The sequence below is a fragment of the Pseudarthrobacter sp. NCCP-2145 genome (genome assembly GCF_023708005.1).
In the GTDB taxonomy this organism is placed as follows: Bacteria; Actinomycetota; Actinomycetes; order Actinomycetales; family Micrococcaceae; genus Arthrobacter; species Arthrobacter oxydans.
The window spans coordinates 1-17,877 of the sequence record NZ_BRCG01000032.1; the positions used below are offsets into that span (position 1 = coordinate 1).

The 17,877-nt window shown below is 67.4% G+C and carries 23 protein-coding genes; 7 read left to right on the top strand and 16 right to left on the bottom strand.

What is annotated here, in order from left to right; translation table 11 throughout:
- On the bottom strand, positions 1–582 hold a 582-nt coding region (locus NFU08_RS19805), incomplete at its 3' end, for a GntP family permease (protein ID WP_251425709.1).
- A gap of 145 nt (positions 583–727) precedes the next feature.
- On the opposite strand from NFU08_RS19805, the gene NFU08_RS19810 reads away from it, so the two are divergent.
- Both NFU08_RS19810 and NFU08_RS19815 read left to right on the top strand, forming a co-directional pair.
- On the top strand, positions 728–1,462 hold the full coding sequence (locus NFU08_RS19810; RefSeq protein WP_309296848.1) for a FadR/GntR family transcriptional regulator: 735 nt from the start codon (positions 728–730) through the stop codon (positions 1,460–1,462).
- Positions 1,459–2,235, top strand: coding sequence for an SDR family NAD(P)-dependent oxidoreductase (locus NFU08_RS19815; protein ID WP_251425713.1), 777 nt, complete (start codon positions 1,459–1,461; stop codon positions 2,233–2,235). Before NFU08_RS19810 ends, NFU08_RS19815 begins: the two co-directional genes overlap by 4 nt.
- Before the next feature lie 65 nt (positions 2,236–2,300).
- Here the strand turns inward: NFU08_RS19815 and NFU08_RS20885 are convergent, their stop codons facing one another.
- The 6 genes from NFU08_RS20885 to NFU08_RS19840 form a co-directional block, all read right to left on the bottom strand.
- Entirely contained in the window at positions 2,301–2,432 is a 132-nt protein-coding gene (locus NFU08_RS20885; protein WP_285835613.1) for a hypothetical protein, read from the bottom strand.
- A 28-nt stretch (positions 2,433–2,460) separates the two neighbouring features.
- Positions 2,461–2,955, bottom strand: coding sequence for a hypothetical protein (locus NFU08_RS19820; RefSeq protein ID WP_251425715.1), 495 nt, complete (start codon positions 2,953–2,955; stop codon positions 2,461–2,463).
- A 425-nt stretch (positions 2,956–3,380) separates the two neighbouring features.
- Positions 3,381–3,614: a hypothetical protein gene (locus NFU08_RS19825; protein WP_174181630.1), complete on the bottom strand. Its 234-nt coding sequence runs from the start codon at positions 3,612–3,614 to the stop codon at positions 3,381–3,383.
- Positions 3,615–3,896: 282 nt separating this feature from the next.
- A complete protein-coding gene (locus NFU08_RS19830) occupies positions 3,897–4,442 on the bottom strand; it encodes a flavodoxin domain-containing protein (protein ID WP_251425717.1) in 546 nt (181 codons plus the stop codon).
- 97 nt (positions 4,443–4,539) lie between these two features.
- A complete protein-coding gene (locus NFU08_RS19835; protein WP_174181635.1) occupies positions 4,540–4,761 on the bottom strand; it encodes a hypothetical protein in 222 nt (73 codons plus the stop codon).
- 76 nt (positions 4,762–4,837) lie between these two features.
- A complete protein-coding gene (locus tag NFU08_RS19840) occupies positions 4,838–5,314 on the bottom strand; it encodes a nucleoside deaminase (protein ID WP_174181637.1) in 477 nt (158 codons plus the stop codon).
- A 144-nt stretch (positions 5,315–5,458) separates the two neighbouring features.
- Here NFU08_RS19840 and NFU08_RS19845 point away from each other — a divergent pair, with 144 nt between their 5' ends.
- Both NFU08_RS19845 and NFU08_RS19850 read left to right on the top strand, forming a co-directional pair.
- Positions 5,459–6,589, top strand: a complete 1,131-nt coding sequence (locus NFU08_RS19845) for a toll/interleukin-1 receptor domain-containing protein (protein ID WP_251425719.1) — start codon at positions 5,459–5,461, stop codon at positions 6,587–6,589.
- Positions 6,590–6,614: 25 nt separating this feature from the next.
- A complete protein-coding gene (locus NFU08_RS19850; protein ID WP_251425721.1) occupies positions 6,615–7,097 on the top strand; it encodes a DUF4231 domain-containing protein in 483 nt (160 codons plus the stop codon).
- A 22-nt stretch (positions 7,098–7,119) separates the two neighbouring features.
- On the opposite strand, the gene NFU08_RS19855 is transcribed toward NFU08_RS19850, so the two are convergent.
- On the bottom strand, positions 7,120–8,229 hold the full coding sequence (locus NFU08_RS19855; protein ID WP_251425723.1) for a metallophosphoesterase: 1,110 nt from the start codon (positions 8,227–8,229) through the stop codon (positions 7,120–7,122).
- Between the two features lie 298 nt (positions 8,230–8,527).
- Here NFU08_RS19855 and NFU08_RS19860 point away from each other — a divergent pair, with 298 nt between their 5' ends.
- The 3 genes from NFU08_RS19860 (at position 8,528) to NFU08_RS19870 (ending at position 10,294) form a co-directional block, all read left to right on the top strand.
- Positions 8,528–9,253: a hemerythrin domain-containing protein gene (locus tag NFU08_RS19860; RefSeq protein WP_251425725.1), complete on the top strand. Its 726-nt coding sequence runs from the start codon at positions 8,528–8,530 to the stop codon at positions 9,251–9,253.
- Between the two features lie 13 nt (positions 9,254–9,266).
- Entirely contained in the window at positions 9,267–9,632 is a 366-nt protein-coding gene (locus tag NFU08_RS19865) for a hypothetical protein (protein ID WP_251425726.1), read from the top strand.
- An 86-nt stretch (positions 9,633–9,718) separates the two neighbouring features.
- Positions 9,719–10,294 (top strand): HNH endonuclease, encoded by a 576-nt coding sequence (locus NFU08_RS19870; RefSeq protein ID WP_251425728.1) that lies wholly within the window; start codon positions 9,719–9,721, stop codon positions 10,292–10,294.
- 163 nt (positions 10,295–10,457) lie between these two features.
- Here the strand turns inward: NFU08_RS19870 and NFU08_RS19875 are convergent, their stop codons facing one another.
- Genes NFU08_RS19875 through NFU08_RS19910 form a run of 8 tightly spaced genes read right to left on the bottom strand, consistent with a single transcriptional unit; the run spans position 10,458 to position 17,875 of the window.
- On the bottom strand, positions 10,458–11,132 hold the full coding sequence (locus NFU08_RS19875; RefSeq protein WP_251425730.1) for an SDR family NAD(P)-dependent oxidoreductase: 675 nt from the start codon (positions 11,130–11,132) through the stop codon (positions 10,458–10,460).
- The gene (locus tag NFU08_RS19880) at positions 11,129–12,373 is read right to left on the bottom strand and encodes an exo-alpha-sialidase (protein ID WP_251425732.1); all 1,245 of its coding nucleotides are present in this window, start codon (positions 12,371–12,373) and stop codon (positions 11,129–11,131) included. Before NFU08_RS19880 ends, NFU08_RS19875 begins: the two co-directional genes overlap by 4 nt.
- A gap of 3 nt (positions 12,374–12,376) precedes the next feature.
- Positions 12,377–13,168, bottom strand: coding sequence for an HpcH/HpaI aldolase/citrate lyase family protein (locus NFU08_RS19885; RefSeq protein WP_251425734.1), 792 nt, complete (start codon positions 13,166–13,168; stop codon positions 12,377–12,379).
- Positions 13,169–13,210: 42 nt separating this feature from the next.
- Positions 13,211–14,200, bottom strand: a complete 990-nt coding sequence (locus NFU08_RS19890; protein WP_251425736.1) for an aldo/keto reductase — start codon at positions 14,198–14,200, stop codon at positions 13,211–13,213.
- A gap of 55 nt (positions 14,201–14,255) precedes the next feature.
- Positions 14,256–15,089: an ABC transporter ATP-binding protein gene (locus tag NFU08_RS19895; protein ID WP_251425738.1), complete on the bottom strand. Its 834-nt coding sequence runs from the start codon at positions 15,087–15,089 to the stop codon at positions 14,256–14,258.
- Positions 15,086–16,009, bottom strand: coding sequence for an ABC transporter ATP-binding protein (locus tag NFU08_RS19900; RefSeq protein ID WP_251425740.1), 924 nt, complete (start codon positions 16,007–16,009; stop codon positions 15,086–15,088). Before NFU08_RS19900 ends, NFU08_RS19895 begins: the two co-directional genes overlap by 4 nt.
- Before the next feature lies 1 nt (position 16,010).
- Positions 16,011–16,943 carry an ABC transporter permease gene (locus tag NFU08_RS19905; RefSeq protein WP_251425742.1) on the bottom strand — a complete coding sequence of 311 codons (933 nt, stop codon included), beginning with the start codon at positions 16,941–16,943 and terminating at the stop codon, positions 16,011–16,013.
- Positions 16,940–17,875, bottom strand: coding sequence for an ABC transporter permease (locus tag NFU08_RS19910; protein ID WP_251425743.1), 936 nt, complete (start codon positions 17,873–17,875; stop codon positions 16,940–16,942). The genes NFU08_RS19905 and NFU08_RS19910 overlap by 4 nt, the downstream gene beginning before the upstream one ends.
- Positions 17,876–17,877: the final 2 nt, after the last annotated feature.

Below are 17,877 nucleotides of genomic sequence, written 5' to 3' on the forward strand. Positions count from 1 at the left end.
GGTCACGGCAATGGGAAGGAGCAGGACGGTGAACACCAGGCCGGTGAGGCTGACTGCACCCAGGTCCGCGCCCAGCAGGCCGGTGACGGCCAGGGGGCCGGGGGTGGGCGGGACCAGGTGGTGCGTCAGGGTCATGCCGACGCCCAGTGCCAGGGCCAGCGTCACGTAGCCGGCGCGCTTGACCCGCGCGATGGAGCGGGCCAGCGGGTTCATGATGACGTAGCCGGAGTCGCAGAAAACCGGAATGGACACCAGGGCGCCGACGGTGCCCATGGCCCAGGGCTCCCGGCCCTTGCCGAACAGCCGCAGGAAGGCCAGGGCCAGCGCGTTGGCGGCGCCGGAAACTTCGAGGATCTTGCCGATGGCCACACCCAGGCCGATCACGATGCCGATCGAGGCGAGGGTGTTGCCGAAGCCGGTGGTGATGGCCTTGACGATGTCGAGGGGGCTTTGGCCGGCCACGAGGCCGGTCACAAGGGCAGCGATGAGCAGCGCGACGAAGGCGTCGAGCCGGGTGCGAAGTACGAGCACGACGATGGTCGCGATGCCCAGTACCAGCGCAAGTAGCAGTTGTATATCCACGTTGATGTACTCCTTGGGGACAAGAGCCCGGGCGCGCTGCCCGGCTCTCCTCGAAAGACGCCAGTACCGGTTGGAATTGACTCCGTCGAGTGACGGGTGCCACACTATCCGGACATAAGACATCTGACAAGCCAATGGAGGAGGGATGCCGGTGAGCCGCCAGACACTCGCAGACTCAGTGTTCGCCGACCTCCTGGAACGCGTGCTCTCCGGCGACCTCCCGCCACAGTCATCGCTGCCGGCGGAGGCGGAGATCGCCAAGGCCGCCGACGTCAGCAGGCTGACGGTCCGCGAGGCGCTGAAGACGCTGCAGGCCCAGAACATCGTGACGGTGCGGCGCGGCCTGGGGACCTACGTCAATCCGCCCGAGGAATGGACGGGGCTGGAGGCCATCCTCCGGGCAGCCGCCCGCGGCACCGGGATTGACGAGGCAGCGCTGAAGCTGCTCGAGGTCCGCCGCATCATGGAAACCGGGGCCGCCGAGCTCGCAGCCCGGCACGCCACGGCCGAGCATTTTGCCGCCATGGAGAAGGCAATTGCGGACCTGGAAACGGCGCACGAGGCCGCCGACCTGGACGCCGTGACCCTGGCGGACCTTGCCTTCCACAACGTGGTGTTCAGGGCTTCAGCGAACCCGTTCCTCCCGGCGCTGCTGGGCCAGCTGGGCCACCTGCTCTACACCACGCGCCGGGAAACCTCGGCGTTTTCCGAGGTCCAGCGCCATGCCCTGGAGCACCACCGGCTGGTCCTGGCGGCGATTGCCACAGGTGAGCCGGAAACAGCCCGCAAGGCCATGGACGAGCACATCAACCAGACCTACGACGACTACGCGCGCTTCATCAAGGCCAAGGAATCCAACACAGGAGTTGAACCAGCATGACCGACACCACCGCTTTTCCCGCTGCACGCACGGCCGTCCTGACCGGCGCTGCCTCGGAGCGCGGCATTGGCCGCGCAACTGCAGACAGGCTGGCCCGCGAGGGCTGGAACATCGCCATCCTGGACATCGACGGCGAGGCGGCGGCCCTGGCTGCCAAGCAGATCGGGGAAAAGCACGGCGTGCAGGCGCTGGGACTGCAGACGGATGTGTCGAACGAGGCCTCCATCGATGCTGCCATCGGCCGCGTGGAAGCGGAGCTGCCTCCCATCGTGGCGCTGGCCAACATCGCCGGCATCAGCTCACCGCGGCCCTTCATGGAGGAAACCAAGGAAGGCTGGGAGCGGGTGTTCGCGATCAACATGACCGGGACCTTCCTGGTGACCCAGCGCGTGCTTGGCGGAATGATTGACCGGAAACTTGGCCGGGTGGTGAGCATCTCGTCCATCTCCGCCCAACGCGGCGGCGGCACCTACTCCAAGGTCGCGTACAGCTCCGCCAAAGCGGGCATCATCGGCTTCACCCGCGCCCTGGCCCGCGAGATGGGCGAGCACGGGATCACCGTCAACTGCATCGCCCCGGGGCCCGTGGACACGGACATCATGGGCGGCACCCTGACCGACGAGCGGAAGAAGGAGATGTCCAGGGACATCCTGGTGGGCCGCGTGGGAACCGTCAACGACATGGCGGCTTTGATGGCCTTCCTCATGGGCGAGGACGCCGGCTTCATCACCGCGGCCACGTATGACATCAACGGCGGCCTGCAGGTTTCCTAGAGCGGTTCCAGGCGGGTTCCTTCGCAACCTGACCTGAAAAGTACGCCGGCGGCGCGGCCGGCACATCAGCCGGCCGCCCCGCCGCGGTTCGACTTCGTGATGCGGCGTCCGACGATCAGGTGGGCGATCAGGCCGAACGCCACCGACATGACGGCCAGCAGTCCCACGCCGGCAAGCCCCAGATCCCAACGCACCACGGCGACCTCCTTGCACCCGGGACGCACATTATTTGAGGCTGAGCACCTCGTCGATAGGACGGCCGTTGACGAGCACCCGGGCGCTTGTGGCCCCGGCTGCGGTCATGGCCGTGTACTCGAGCTGGGCCTTGACGCGCGGAACGTCGCACACGCCGCCCAGCATGAACTGCCCTTCGAGGTGGATGGTGATAGTGCTCCCGTCCAGCTGGCCTCCCGTGTAGGTGAGATTCGACTGGTACAGGGCATTCACCAGGCCGGACAGCCCCACATCGCGGCTCTTGTTCGCGAGCAGGGCCCCGATGCTGGGGCCCACCTGGTCCGTAAAACGGACCGGGGCCGTGGTGGTCGCCACCAGGCTGTCGCCGCAGCCGATCAGCGGCCCGGAAATCCCGCCGTCGTCAATGGCGATGTAGTAAATGGTCAGCGGGGCGACCTGCTCCGGAAGCCCCGGAGACGCCGGTTCCGCCGTTGTCGTTGGACTGACGTGCATTGACGACGGCGGCACGGACGTTGTGGGCCCCATGGTCACACCCGGGGTGGCCGGCGGCGCCGGACTCGCCGTGGATGTGGGGGCAGCGGAGCTGCCGGTTGGCGTCGGGACAGTGCCCGGGGCGGCGGAAGTGCTGGGGGGCGCCGGCGCCGGCGGGCCGAAACAGCCGGAGAGCGCGAACACCGCGCTTAACATTAGAGCGCCGAATACAGAGTGCTTGATCCGGCCCATGATGCCCCCTCTTGATCCGGGCCGCAGGTGGTGGCCCCGCCTTCAAGATACGTCCGGGCAGCCCGCCGTAGAAGGGCCTTAAGTCCGGCCCGGAGCCGGTAGGTGGCGGCAGGTGCTGCTTTACCTTGGAGGGGCACACAGGTGCCCCTCCCCGGACAAGGTGGTAAGGCGGGATGTGGCCCACCCCCGAACAGAATCCCCGCGTTCCATGGGCCACACCCCGCCGGCTATAGGGGCCGTTCCGTGCCGTTGACCTGTTTGTACAACGGGTTCCGTGCCCGCTGGCGCAGTTCCTGGTCGATCTGTTCCAGAAGCTTCTCAGTGGCCTCCAGCCTGGCTATATCCAAGGACCTCTGAAGGGTCTCCCGCAGCTTCATGAGGTCGTCGGTAGGTGTGAATGGCCATCTGCCGAGCGTCAGCCTCGGCTGGCTCCCAATCCCCGAAATCGCGCGTCCGCTCATTGCTGGTACCTCAGCGGGGAAAGGATCGTTTCGGGGTGCAGGCGGGCGCGTCGCTGGAAAGCTCGGCGGTGGTGGTGGGGGTCATGGACGGCTCCTTTGACGGAAGAATGGCCGTTGCCTGACCCTCTCCCATACTAAGCATGGCCAAATTCGGAAGGGAAGACCCTTCTGACACATCGCGGGTACGCGAACCCCCTCGTTGGGGACCCCGCACGTTGGGCAGCCCGCACGGTGGTTGGCCGTAGCCGGTGAGCCGCCGCCCGCCGTCGTTGTGCGGTGTTGTTATGTGGCGGTATTCCCTGATGATGTGGGTGACGCAGGCTTGGCGAGCTGGGCTGCGATGTCGTCGGCCCAGGCGTCGATGGCGGCCCAGTCCCGGAAGTCTCCGAAGCGGCCGCCGGCGAGCCGGAACAGGAAGCGCAGCGCTGGCGACATCTGGTCCGCGTTGTAGACACCGGAGAACATCCTGTGGCCGCGAAGAGATACGTCCTGGGGCAGTGCTCCTGCCAGGCGCGCTTGCTGCAGTTCCGCGCCCCGTTTGCGGAACGGCTTCGGCAGTGCATCAGCCATCCCCACGTTGAAGGCCCAGACGGGCCGTTTGGCCAGCTCAGGGGCATGGCGGGCGAAGAACTGACCGGCCGCGGGCAGCCACGACTGGTTGTGCACGGCGCTGCCCACCACAACAGCGTCGTAAGCGGAGACCGACTCGACCTCCTCCACGGAACGGCACTCGACGCCGTCCAATCCAGCTGCCAAACGGTCCGCTATGTGGTGGGCGATGTCCCGGGTTGATCCCAGCGCACTGGCATAGGCAACTAAAACAGTCATGGCTGAACCTCCGAATCGTGCCGCCTCCAGTCTGATGGAGACGGCTGCGGCCGGGATGTGCCGTTGGTCCCGAGACTGGGGCCGTATCCTAGGCGGGCTACTCCTCGTTCGCGGCCGCTTCAACCCAGTCGATGGCGTCGTCCGGGAAGTAGTGCCCCGGGGTTTCGCCCTGGCCGGACCACCACGGATCGTCGGTGGCCGGTCCGCCCGCGCCGGCAATTTCTGCTGCGACTGCCGCCGGCACCTCATCCCCGTTGTTGTTGATCAGCCACGTCCGCGTCGCTGGTTGCAGTTTCGTCCACCACTGGTCGATGCTCATGGCCGAAGTGTCCCACGCTGGCAGGAGTACGTCACGCACCCTTGACTGACCGCAGCAGTGCCCCTGGAAAACTCCCCTACTCCGCGATATCTTCCGCCCACAGCTCCGGGTTGTCTGCCTGGAAGCTGCGCATCATGTCCACGCAGCGCTGGTCATCCAGCACCACCACCTCAACTCCGCGCGACCGGAGGAGCTCCAGCTCGCCGTCGAACGTGCGTGCCTCCCCCACCACCACACGGGGGATCTTGAACTGGATAATGGTTCCGGCGCACATGGCGCACGGTGCCAGGGTGGTGTACAGCGTGGTGTCCCGGTAGGTCTTTTGCCGGCCGGCTGCGCGGAGCGCGGACATTTCCCCATGCGCGATCGGATCGGCGCTTTGGACCCGTTCGTTGTGCCCGCTGGCGGCCACCTCGCCGTCCCGGGCGAGCGCGGCCCCGATGGGAATGCCGCCACCGGCCAGGCTCTTTTGGGCGGCCCGGTAGGCGGCCTCGAATGCGGGGTGGTCGGTACTGTCCAGCTGCGCGGTGGAGGAATGCTGCTCGTGGGTCATGGCGTCATTGTTGCATGCCCGCTCCGGGCTCCTCTTAGAAAATCCCGCTGTTTGGACCGCCGGTCCGCCGCCGTGACCTCCCGCTGGCGGGCCCCGCCCCGGTATAATTGCCCCGGGGCATGGCTTGGTTAGAAGGCGTGAACAATGGCTGGTTCGCTCCCGACCGCCTCGGGTCGGATCTTCATCAGTTACCGGCGGGAAGAGACCGCTTACCCGGCCGGCTGGCTATACGACCGGCTGGCGGACCGCTACGGCGGCGGCCAGGTTTTCAAGGACGTCGATTCAATCCAGCTGGGCGATGACTTCGTCGAGGCGATCACCAGGGCAGTGGGTTCCTGCGACGTGGTACTGGTGCTGATCGGCGACAAGTGGATCACCATCGCCGATGAGCACGGCAAACGCCGCCTCGACGACGCTGACGATTTTGTGCGCCTGGAAATCCAGGCCGCCTTGACGCGCAACGTCCGCGTCATCCCGATCCTGGTGGACGGGGCCAGGATGCCGCGTGCCGATGAACTGCCCGAGAGCCTGGCAAAGCTGGTCCGCCGGCAGGCCCTGGAATTCAGCCCCGCCCGCTTCGAGTTCGACACCAGCCGGCTGTTTAAAGTGCTGGACGGGACCCTTGCGGAGATGCGGAAAACGCAGGAGGACGACTACGGCGTGCCGGCCCCGGCGGTTGCCGCCGAGCCGGGTGCCACCACAGGAGTGGACCCGAAGCCGCTGCCGCGGCAGCGCGGGCACTTCGCCCCGCGGACGCTGATCCTGGGAGGGGCGGCCGCCGTCACCGTCGTGATCCTGCTGGCCGTGCTGCTCCTCGCCAACCTCCAGAACAGATCGTCGCCCAGCGCCAACACTGCCGGCGGGCAGGCGCCCGTCCAGGCCGGCGGCGGGGGCGGCGGTATTGACGTGGACGGGTCCACGGTCACGAGCGAAGACGGGCTCCAGCTGAGCGGACTGCAGGCCACGAGCCGGCGCGATCCGGAGTCTCCCCGGGTCGGGGATACGGTCACGGTGAGCTACGCGTTGACTAACACCACGGACCAGCGCCTGCAGCTGGAGTACACGTTTGTTGGCGTGCGGGATCCAGCGGGTGACAACAAGGATGCCGAGGACATGAATGAAGGAAGGGCCCTGGCACCCGGAGAAACCGTCACCGCGCAGGGCCGGGTGCTGCTCAACGCCGCCGGCGGATGGGCAATGTGGCCCTGCTATGTGCTGTCAGGGGATCGCTTCTGCCCGGATAGGTGGCAGGTGTTCTTTGTCCTGGCCGAGTAGCCAGCTCTAGAGGAAAGGGAAGCCGATGGTGCGCCGCGGGGACGAACCAGGACCGGCACGGCCCATCGCGGCCGTACCCCGGCCCGCCGCCGACGATCCCACGTGGGACCGGCTGGAGGACCAGATCACCTGGTATGACACCAAGAGCAGCGACAACCAGCGCCGCTACAAGTGGCTCAAGCTGCTGGAACTCGCGGTCGCCGCCACCCTGCCGGTGGTGGCCGGCATTGGGAGCCCGGTCCTGGTGACCGGCACCCTGGCCGCCGTCATCGTCGTCCTGGAGGGTGCCCAGCACCTGTACCAGTTCCAGGAACGCTGGATCACCTACCGCTCCACCGCCGAGGCGCTCAAGCACGAGCGCTACCTGTACCTGGCCAAGGCAGGACCCTATCTCCGCGCGGACCGGCACCAGCAGCTGGCCGAGCGGATCGAGGGCCTGATCTCCCAGGAACACGCCAAGTGGACCAGCAGCCAGCAACAGGCTCCGGGCCGCCAGGAAGAACGGTAGGGCGGGACGCAGCCCCTCGTGGTCAAGGCTGCGGGGCTCGGTACTCCGGCGCCGGCTGTGACTGCGGTGCGGAACGCGTCCCCCCGTCCGTACTCGGTCCCGATGTTGGAACGAACTCCCAGTCGAAGGACCCGTCGACTTTCAGTGTCAGCCGGAGGAACCCGTGGGTGTCGCTGAACTGCTTCACGATGAAGGGCGGGCTGCTGGTGAAGGGGCGGAGTCCGACGCCTCCCGTGGAAACCTGGAACGATGTCATCCCGTCGCTGACGCACTGGTCTGCGTTGTCCACCGGGCATGAGCGTTCATAGTTGTGCTGCGAGCCGGACAGGATCAGGCGGACCCGGTGCTTCCACATCACATCGATCCACGGTTTATGGTTCAGGTTGCGCTCATGCGTTTCCGTGCTGGACGTGAAGTACGGCTCGTGGTGCACCACTGCCAGGTGCCTGCCCGCAGCCTTGGCGGCAGCAAGGTCCCGGTCCAGCCACGTTGTCAGCGCCTGGGCCCGCGCCGGGTTGTACCGCCAGTGCGCGGAGGACAGGAACGCAAAATGCCAGTTCCCAAAATCCTTTGAGTACGGTTGCCCGTTCTCGATGAATCCTCGCTCATGGTTGATCGCAGACTTGGCAGGGGACCCCGGGCACTGGCCATTCATGAAATTGTCGAGGTCTTCATTGCGGCCGGGTTTCCAGTCGTGGTTGGGGGCGGAGACCCAGTACAGCTTGGGCAGTGTGCCGCTCCAGAGCCTCGACCAGTACTTCACGTAGTCGTCGCAGTACGCGGCGTCGTACTGGAAGTCCCCGATCCCCAGGAACGCGTCAACCTCGTGGTTTTGCACGAGCCGCGTGATCGCCGCAGCGTTCCTGCCGGACGGGCTGTCCGGCGCATAAGTCCTGACGCCGTTCATGTCACCCACCGCGGCAATGCGGACATCACGCAGGGGAAAGGCAGGCTGGCCATGAATCGGTGGCAGGGCTGCCTTGGGGGTCGCGGCCGGGGACGAAACAGCCGGGGACGGCTGGCTCGGCGGGAGCGGAGTGGCGGTGCACGCCGCAACGGAGGCGGCCACAAGGGTTGCAGCGGCTGCGGCCACGCTCCGCAAGGACCTGCGTCGCGGGAGTGCTGGCTGCATTCGGTAACCCTCCATGAAGCCGGCCCGCAGGCCGTCCTGCGAGGGACAACCAGATGCGCCGGCACTTTTGATAATTCCCAGGCATGGACGGGGTGTCAAGGGCACCCCGTCCGCCCGGATACGCCTGCCGGGGTGCGTCGGCTGACGGGGTCTTGTGCTGAGGCCTCTGGATGAGAGGGAGCCTGTCCGGTTGGCCGCTTTGCGGCTGGTTCGAACCATTGTTCGGCTTTGGCGCAAGCGATATTATGCTCCCGGGGAGAGGTCCTGGTTTCGCTTGAGCGCCGTTAGGGGCCCTCCAATGAACGACTTCTTCACAATGCATCCTGGCGAGACCGCACCTCCACTGCCGCCCGGACCCGTCCTCTGCACCGGGACCGCGGGCATGCGGCGCATACACCGCTTTTTCCTGTGGGCATACGACGAGGCGCCGGGCTTGGTGCGCTCCGTTGAACCTGGCGACACTGCCCGCTCCGCCTACGTGGGGGAAGTCCTCGGGAACTTCGACAAGGTACTCCACATCCACCACGAGGGCGAGGACCTGCTGATGTACCCGCAGCTGGGCCAACGGGCACCTGCGTGCGCGCTGCATGTGGCACAAATGCTGGAGCAGCACCGGCAGGTCACCCAGCGGCTCGAAGGCATCGAGCCCGTCCGCCGGCGCTGGATAGCGACGCCCGATGCAGAGTCCGCTGCGGAACTGGCCGGGCGCTACGAGGACCTGTCGGCAATCCTCAAAGTGCACCTGCGCCGGGAAGTCACGGAGATGATGCCCGTGGCGGACAGGGTGATGACCGAGAAGGAAATGAACGGACTGGGGCAGCACAGCATTGAGCAGTTCGACAAGAAATTCCTGGTCACCTATCTGGGGATGGTGCTGGCCACGAACCCGCCCGCAGACCGGAGGGAACTGTTCAAGGAGATCCCACCGCCGGTCCGCCTGGGCTACCGACTCATCGGGCGCAGGATGTACCGGAAACAGTACTCGATGCTCTTCCCAGGACGCCCGATCCCCGAGACGCTTTAAAGGCCGGCCGGCCATGGTCTTCCTGGTTCCTGCGATCGGGCTGCTGCTGTGGATTGGCGTCCTTCTGGGTGCAATGGTCCTGGTAGGTATTCTCTGGGCGGCGTTCGGCCTGGTTGTAGGGCTCGCGAACCTCGCGCACCTGCACAGCGGCGGAAAAAGCCGGCCGGGCGTTCAGAGGAAAACCGCCGCTGGCCCCAAACGGAACGTACACCGGGAGCCACCCCCACGGCAGGCACCGCGGGTCGCAGGCCCCGGGGAGTCCGGCAGCAGGGCCGCGGCTGAGATATGGCCCAAATGGAGCTCGTCGCACCGGCTGTATGTGGAGGGCGAGAAGTCGCACTGGCAGGAGCAGTTCGACGCCCTGGACTACCGCGGATAAGCCCGTCCGGGAGATCGCGAGTGTACGATCCCCTTAGACCCGGGACGGCAGCGTCACGGTCTGCGGACGAGTTGGGGGACATCCGAATGCCGGAACTTAAACGCATCTACTGGACACGCGTGGGCCTTCGCCTGTTGTTCACGGCCGTCACCCTGTGGTTGTTCGGCTCAGCCATTCTCTCGCTGATGTCGCAGGCAGCCTCTTCCGCCGGCCCCGCCCCGTCCTCGGCAACGGAGGTTTTCCGCGGCATGGCGGACGATGTACTTGCCGCGGTGATGCTCCCAGGCGCCACCGCCGTCGTCCTCATCATTGCCGCGGCCGTTATCAACGCACGGGACGTTCGACGGCGGGATCCAGTGCGGCGCTTTACGCGCCAGCAGCGCCGCGCAGGGATGGCGCGGGCCGGCGGCGTGTGCGAGATGGAGACGGGTTTTGGCCGCCGATGCTCCCGCGCGGCCGAGCATGGCGACCATTTCTATCCCTGGTCGAAGGGCGGGTCCACCAGCCTGCAAAATTTTGTGGCCGCCTGCAGCCGGTGCAACCGCGCCAAAGGCGCACGAATCCCGTCTCCGGGACAACAAATGCGGCTGGAACGGCGACGGCGGACCTACGTTCCGCTGGACGCTGCCGTGGCCGTCGGCGAGAGGCAGCCGCTTCCGTAGACTCGCAACGAATGTCATCCCACCCGCAGTGCGAGAGCGTTGCTGGAAAACCTGCGGTAAGTGAGAGAGGGTGCCCAAAAACCTGTATTAAGTGAGAGAGCGTCGCAGGGGGTTGAGGATGTTGGGGTTGGGTTGCGGGCGTCGAGATCCTTAGTCGGGATCCTTAGAGGGAGGCTCCCCCGCAGATGACGTAGTTTTGGCCGGTGATGGACTTGCCGTGCGGACCCAGCAGGAACGCGGCCAGGGCGGCCACGTCCTCCGGGTCCACCAGGGCTCCCAGCGCGGGCATCTTCACCGGGGTGGCAGCGCGGCCGGGGTCGTTCAGCATCGGAGTGTCGGTGGGGCCCGGGGACAACACATTCACCGTGATACCCCGCGGCGCCAGCTCCTGCGCCCACGTCCGGCCCAGCCCCATCAGCGCAGCCTTGGTGGCGGCGTAGTGGCTCTTGCCCGGCATGCCCGTGGAGGTGCGGCTGCCCAGCAGGACGATCCGGCCGCCGTCGGGCATGGACGGCACCAGGGCGTTGGCCAGCACGGATGCCGCGGCCACGTGGACCGTGAACATCCCCGCCAGGGCGGACGGGTCAAGGGAACCCAGGTGGGCCGTCCGCTGGAACCCGGCGGCGTGCACCAGGGCATCCGCCGGTTCCAGCGAAGAGACCACGGGCTCCAGGGATTCGGGCTCGGACAGATCAGCCTGCACCCACTGGAAGCCCTCCCCCAGGGACGACTCGGTCCGGCTCAGGCCGGTCACCCGCCACCCGTCGGCCAGCAGCCGCTGGGCTATGGCCTTGCCGATCCCCGAGCTGGTCCCGGTGACCACCGCGTGCCTGGTCATGCGTCCCCGCCCGGCGTGGTGGTGCCGTCATACGCCCACTGCGGGTCCACGCGGACGAACTTGATGGCCTGCCGGAAGTACGTGTACGCGATGTTCAGCGCACCGTCCGGGCCCTGGTGGATGGACGGGTAGGAGTACTCACGGTTCAGTCCGTCGCGGGAGTTGTTGGACAGGCAGTACCCGTCCCCCACGTCCAGGTTCCGGCGGATGGGCCACGAACGGCCCGAGTCCTCGGAGATCGCCAGCGTCATCGGCGAGCGCGGCGTCCCCCAGAAGGCGCGCTTGACGCCGTCGTCCTCGGAGAACGCGGCAGCGTCCGGTTCGGCGACCTGCCCCTGCTCGTCCGCCAGGCCGTCGTCGTCAATTTCGTCGTAGAGGGACAGGCGCCGCTCGGTGCCCTCCCCCGCCCGGCTGTGGTTGTACACCAGGGCCAGGCGGCCGTCGGCGAGGGCGGTGAACTGGATGGAGGAGTTGTTGTTGGGCAGCTCGGTGGGGACCGGCTCGCTCCAGGTGGACCCGTCGTCGGTGGAGCGGGATTCGTAGATGGAGTCGGCCCAGCGGCTGCGGAACAGCGCCAGCAGCGAGTCGTCCGCCACGGGCTGGATGTTCATGTGGACGCAGCCCAGGCTCCCCGGCAGGACATGCTCGGTCCAGGTGGCGCCGGCGTCGTCAGAAATCATCACGGCGCTGTCGTCGCTGTTGCCCACCCACTTCTCCCCCGGCGTGGTGATGCAGCGGAAGATGGGCACGATCAGCCGGCCGGACGGCAGCACCACCGGCAGCTGGCGGACAAACACGCCGCCGGTCTCGTTCGCGGGGAACAGCGTTTCCACCCCACCCCAGGTGCGGCCGCTGTCCGTGGAAATACGACGGCGGACCTCGGCGGTGTCCTGGTTGCCCGCCTTCTGCGCGGTGTACAGCAGCCAGAGGGACTTGTCCGGCGCGGTGAACAGGATGGGGTTCTGCTCGGAACGGGTGGAGTCATTGGACAGCTGTTCCGGCGAAGACCACTGGCTGCTGCCGGGCTCCAGGGCGGAGAACCAGATGGAGATGTCCGGCACGCCTTCCTGGGTGCCGCCGAACCAGACGCAGCCGAGCCGGCCGTCCGGGAGGGTGAGCAGGTTGGCGGCGTGGCTCTGCACGGTGGGGGCGGGCAGGTAGGCGAAGTCGGCGCCGTCGGCCCGCTTCACGGCCCCGTCCGGGGTGATGGTGCTGTAGCTGTCCGTGGTGGTGTTTGTCATGGTTCAGTCCTTTGTGGTTCCGGCAGCGGCGCGGGCGGCGTCGAGGTGGGACTTGGCGATCTGTTCCAGGTGCGTCAGGTCCGAGGCGATGGTGGTGAAGGTGTAGCCCTGCGCCAGCCGCTGGTTGGCCACAGTGCCGGCAGGGGTGTGGATGCCGGCGGCGATCCCCGCGGAGGCGGCGGCCTCGGCGATGGTCTCCATGGCGGCGTTGAATTCGGCGTCGACGGCGGGGTCCCCGGGGAAGGCGCCGCCCACGGCGATGGCCAGGTCCGACGGGCCCACGTAGATGCCGTCCAGGCCCGGAGTGGCGCAGATTTCCTTGACGTTGGCCAGGCCCTCGGGAGTTTCGATCATGGCGAAGACCAGGGTGGTGGCGTTGGCGTCAGCCGGCTTGGGCCCGATCCGCAGGGCAGAGCGCATGGGCCCGTAGGAGCGGCCGCCCAGCGGCGGGTACTTGGCTGCCGCCACGGCGGCAGCGGCGTCCTCGGCGTTGTTGATGAGCGGGACGATGACGCCCACGGCGCCGGCGTCGAGTGCCTTGCCGATCGCGGTGAAGCCGTTGGCCTCCACGCGGACCATGCCGACGGCGGTGTGCCCGGCGTCGATGGCCATCAGCCCGTTCAGCACTCCCGAGTAGCCGAGCAGGCCGTGCTGCGCGTCCAGGGCCACGTAGTCGTAGCCGAGCCGGCCGATGCGTTCGGTGGCCACGGGCGCGTCCAGCACCGCCCAGTAGCCCACGGCCTGTTCACGGGCGCGGATCTTGCGGGCGAATTCGAGGGCCAGTTCGGAGGTCATCAGAGTCCTTCAGTCAGTTCGGTTCAGGAAGTTGGTGAGAAATCAGCGGTTGTAGGCGGGCATGGGCCCGCGGAGCGAGGTGCCCACGGCGTCGCAGGCTTCCACGGCGTCGGCCGGCAGGGGCCCGTTGGCCACGGCGGCGATGTTGGCGCGCAGCTGTTCCACCTTGGACCCGCCCAGCAGCATGGAGCCCACGCCGTCTCGGTAGGCCAGCCAGCGGAGGGACAGCTCTGCGAGGGAAACCCCGGCATCCGAAGCGATCCGGGACAGCTCCCCGATGGCATCGAACAGCTGCTTGTCCCAGTACCGCTGCGTGTACATGGCGGCGAGCTTGGAGTCGCCGTAGCGTCCCTCGGTGGGCTTGGCGTCGAAGCTGTGCTTGCCGGTGAGCAGCCCGCCGCCCAGGGGGTTGTAGACCATGGTGTGCACGTTGTGGGTGGACGCGAACTCGAGGTATTCCTCCTCCAGCCGGCGGGCCACCAGGTTGTACAGCTGCTGTGCGACGACGGGCCGCGGCGCCCCCACGTCGCGCGCCATGTGGATGACGTCGGCGATCTGCCAGGCGGCGAAGTTGGACACGCCCAGCGCGCCGATCTTCCCCTCGGCAACCAGCTCGGCCACGGTGGACAGCGTCTCAGAGAGAGGCGTGGTCCGGTCCGGCTGGTGCAGGTAGAACAGGTCGATGCTGTCCGTGCCCAGCCGGCGCAGGCTGCCCTCCACGCTGGCGCGCAGCCCAGCGGGCGAGAGCGGTGAATGGGAGCCGTGGTCCGCGTGGGGCATGCCGGCCTTGGACGCCAGGATGACGCCGTCGCGCTTTCCCTTCAAGAGCCGCGCGAGCATCTCCTCGGTCACGCCGCCCACGTAGGCGTTGGCGGTGTCGATGGTGGTGATGCCGGCGTCGAGCGCTTCCTCCACCATCCGCCCGGCGGTGGCCTCGTCTACCGTGTCGCCGAACGTCATGGTCCCCAGGACCAGCCGGGAGATGGGGAGTTTCAGGCCGTCCACCTGGGCGCCTTCGGGCTGCTTGCTCATGCGTTGATTCCTCGTGGTTGCGTTCTTCGGTGGGTAAAGGTCATGCCTGGCTGGGCTAGTTCGATTGGTTGGCGAGGGCCAGGGAGCGGACCAGGTGCCGCGGCTTGAGGCCCGTCATGGTGGAGGGGTCCAGGGCCGCGCGGCGGAGCTTGCGGGTGTAGTCCTCCTTGGGGGCGGTCAGGACGGACGCGGTGGAGCCGTGCTCAACCAGCCTGCCCTTCTGCATCACCATGACGCTATCGCTGATCTCCTGCACCACGCCAAGGTTGTGCGAGATGAACACGTAGGTAATGCCGGTTTCGTCCTGGATGGATTTCAGCAGCCGCAGCACCTGCGCCTGCACGGACACGTCCAAAGCGCTGGTGGCCTCATCGCAGACCAGCAGTTCGGGCTTGGACGCGAGCGCCCGGGCGATCCCGATGCGCTGGCGCTGGCCGCCGGAGAATTCGGAGGGGTGCTTGTCCAGGGACCGGACGGGCAGGCCCACCTGGTCGATCAGCTTCGCTGCGGCCTTGTGCCGTTCCGCCTTGGACCGGACGCCCTGCAGCTTCAGCGGCTCGGCCACGATCTCCTGCGCGGTCATGTGCGGGTCCAGCGAGCCGTACGGGTCCTGGAACACCATCTGGAACCTGGAGCGCATGGGCCGCAGCTTGGCCTCGCTCATGGACGCGATGTCCGTGCCGTCCAGCTCGATCCGCCCGCTGGTGGGGGTCACCAGCCGCATCAGCGCCTTGGCGATGGTGGACTTGCCGCAGCCGGATTCACCCACCACGGCGATCGTCCTGCCTTTGTCCACGGAGAAGGACACGTTTTCAACTGCCCGGAAGGTGCCGCCCGGCACGTGGTAGTCCACCACGAGGTTTTCGACGGCGAGGAACGGCTTCGTCATGGCTTTGCTCCGGTCTGAGTGAGGGCTGGGTCAGGGGTGGCTGGGGATCCGGCAGCGTGCGCAGCGCGGCGTCCGGGGGCGGCGGCGGGGGTTTCGTCCCATGGCCCCAGCACCGGCACGGCGGCCAGCAGGTCACGCGTGTACTGGGTGGCGGGGTGGTCCACGATCTGCTGGACCTCGCCGGACTCCACGAAGGAGCCGTCCTTCATCACGTGGATGCGGTCCGAGATCAGCCGGGCGACGCCGAGGTCGTGCGTGATCATAAGGATGCCGATGCCGCGCTGCTCCTGCAGTTCCAGCAGCAGGTCCAGGATGCCGCCCTGCACGGTGACGTCCAGGGCCGACGTCGGCTCGTCCGCCACCAGCAGCTGCGGCTCGCTGGCCAGGGCGATGGCGATCAGCACGCGCTGCAGCATGCCGCCGGAGAGCTGGTGCGGGTACTTCTTCAGCTGCTTCTCCGGGGTGGGGATGTGCACCTGTTCCAGGAGCCGGACGGCCCGGGCCTCCAGCGCGCCCTTGTCCTTGGCGGAGGCGGCGCCGGCAATCCGGATGGCCTCGAACAGCTGGCTGCCGATCGAGTGCACCGGGCTGAGCGCCGTCATGGGGTCCTGCGGGATCAGGGCGAGGGTCTTGCCGCGCACCTTGTCGATGGCCTTGGGATCGGCGGTGATGTCGACGCCGTCAATCAGCACGGTGCCGGACAGTACCGCCAGGTCCTCGGGCAGCAGGCGGAGGATGCCCATCGCCGTCGTCGATTTTCCGGAGCCGGACTCGCCGATGATGGTGACCGTCTCGCCCCGGCGGATGCTGAAGCTGACGGAGTCCACGGCACGGATGATGCCGGCGTCGGTGATCAGTTCCACCTGGAATTCGCGGACCTCCAGGAGCGGCTGTTCTGCGTGGGATGTAAGAGAAGTCATGTCAGGCACCCTTCTTCTTGCGGCGGGGACGGTCGCGGAGGCCGTCGCCCAGCAGGTTGACGCCCACCACCATGAGCACGATCACCAGGCCGGGCAGGGTGACCATCCACCAGGAGGTGGTGATGTAGTCTTGGCCGTCGGAGATAATGCGGCCCCAGGTGGCGAAGGGCCGCTGCGGTCCGGCACCCAGGAAGGACAAAGCGGATTCGAGCAGCACGGCCTGGGCCAGCAGGAGCAGGACCACAAGGGTTGCCTGCTTGATGACGTTGGGGACGATGTGCTGGATGAGGATCTGGATCTTGTGCAGGCCCAGGATCCGGGCGGCGGAGACGTACGGCTTTTCGCGTTCCACCAGCACCATGGAGCGGGTGAGGCGGGCGACTTCTGGCCATTGGGCGATGGCGATCACGAAGGTGATCACGGGGATGGAGGGGCCGAACAGGGCCACCACCAGCAGCAGCATCATGAGCAGCGGCAGGGACATCTGGGCTTCGAGGACGCGGGAGACGATGGTGTCCACCCAGCCGCCGTAGTAGCCGGCGGCCGCGCCCAGGATGATGCCGATGGCGCCGGACACCAGCACGGCCAGCAGGCCGATGGTCAGCGAGACCTGGCCGCCGTGCAGCACGCGGGACAGGAGGTCCCGGCCCAGCTGGTCGGTGCCGAACAGGTGGCCGTCGGTGAGCGGCGGCAGGCGCCGGGCACCGAGGTCCTGGAAGTTGGCGTCCGGCAAGGGCAGCACCTGGGCCAGGATGATGGGGATGATCACCAGCAGGGTGCAGATGGTGCCCACAATGAGCTTCCACTTGGCGGCATTACGACGGCGGGTGGCGCCTGCCCTGGCGATGTCCGCCTTGGTGACGGCGCTGGGGCTGGGCTGCCTGACTGTCTCTCCGGCTCCGCCGGGAGTGGGGGTTGCGGTGTCGAGGCTCATGCTGTTGCCGCCTTTCCAAGACGAACGCGGGGATCAAGGAGCGGGTAGGCGAGGTCGATGAGGAGCTGGACGCCCACCGCCAGCAGCGCGGTGAGGAGGACCGTGGCCTGGATGAGGGGGTAGTCGCGGGTTTCCAGGGCCCGCACAATCAGGGAGCCGACGCCGGGCCAGGCGAACACCACTTCCACCACCACCACGCCGTTGAGCATCGCGGCGAACCGGGTGCCCAGGGCCGTGAACACGGGGATGGCCGAGCTGCCCATGGCGTAGCGCCAGGTCAGTGCCGAGCTGCGGACGCCGCGGGAGCGGGCCACCGTGAGGAACGGGGCTGCCAGGTTGGTAGTCATTTCCCGCCGGACCATGCGGGAGATCAGGGCGATCTGCAGGATGGCGATGGTGATGGTGGGGAGCACCAGCCCGCCCCAGGTGGCGAAGCCGGAGGCGGGGAAGATCGGGATCAATACTGCGAAGCCGGTGAGGAGCATGATGCCGGTCCAGAAGTCCGGCATGGACTGCCCGGCGATGGTGAGCACGTTGACGCCCAGTTCCTTGCCGGTGTCCGGGCGGCTGGACATCCACACACCCAGCGGGATGGCCACGACGGCGGTGAGCAGGATCGCGGCGGTGGCGAGGGTCAGGGTGTACGGCATCCGCTCGGCCACCACCTGCATGGCCGGGGCCTGGAAGGAGTAGGACTGGCCCAGGTTGCCGGTGAACAGCTGCTGCAGGAAGATCCAGTACTGCTCCAGCACCGGCTTGTCCAGGCCGAACTGCTCCCGCACCGCGGCGAGCTGTTCGTTGCTGGCCAGGGGGCCGGCGTAGGACACGGCGGGATCGCCCGGGGCCATGCGGATGAGGATGAACACGGTGGACACCGTGAGGAACACGGTCAGCAGGCCCTGTCCCAGGCGTTTCAGGATGTAGTTCGTCATGG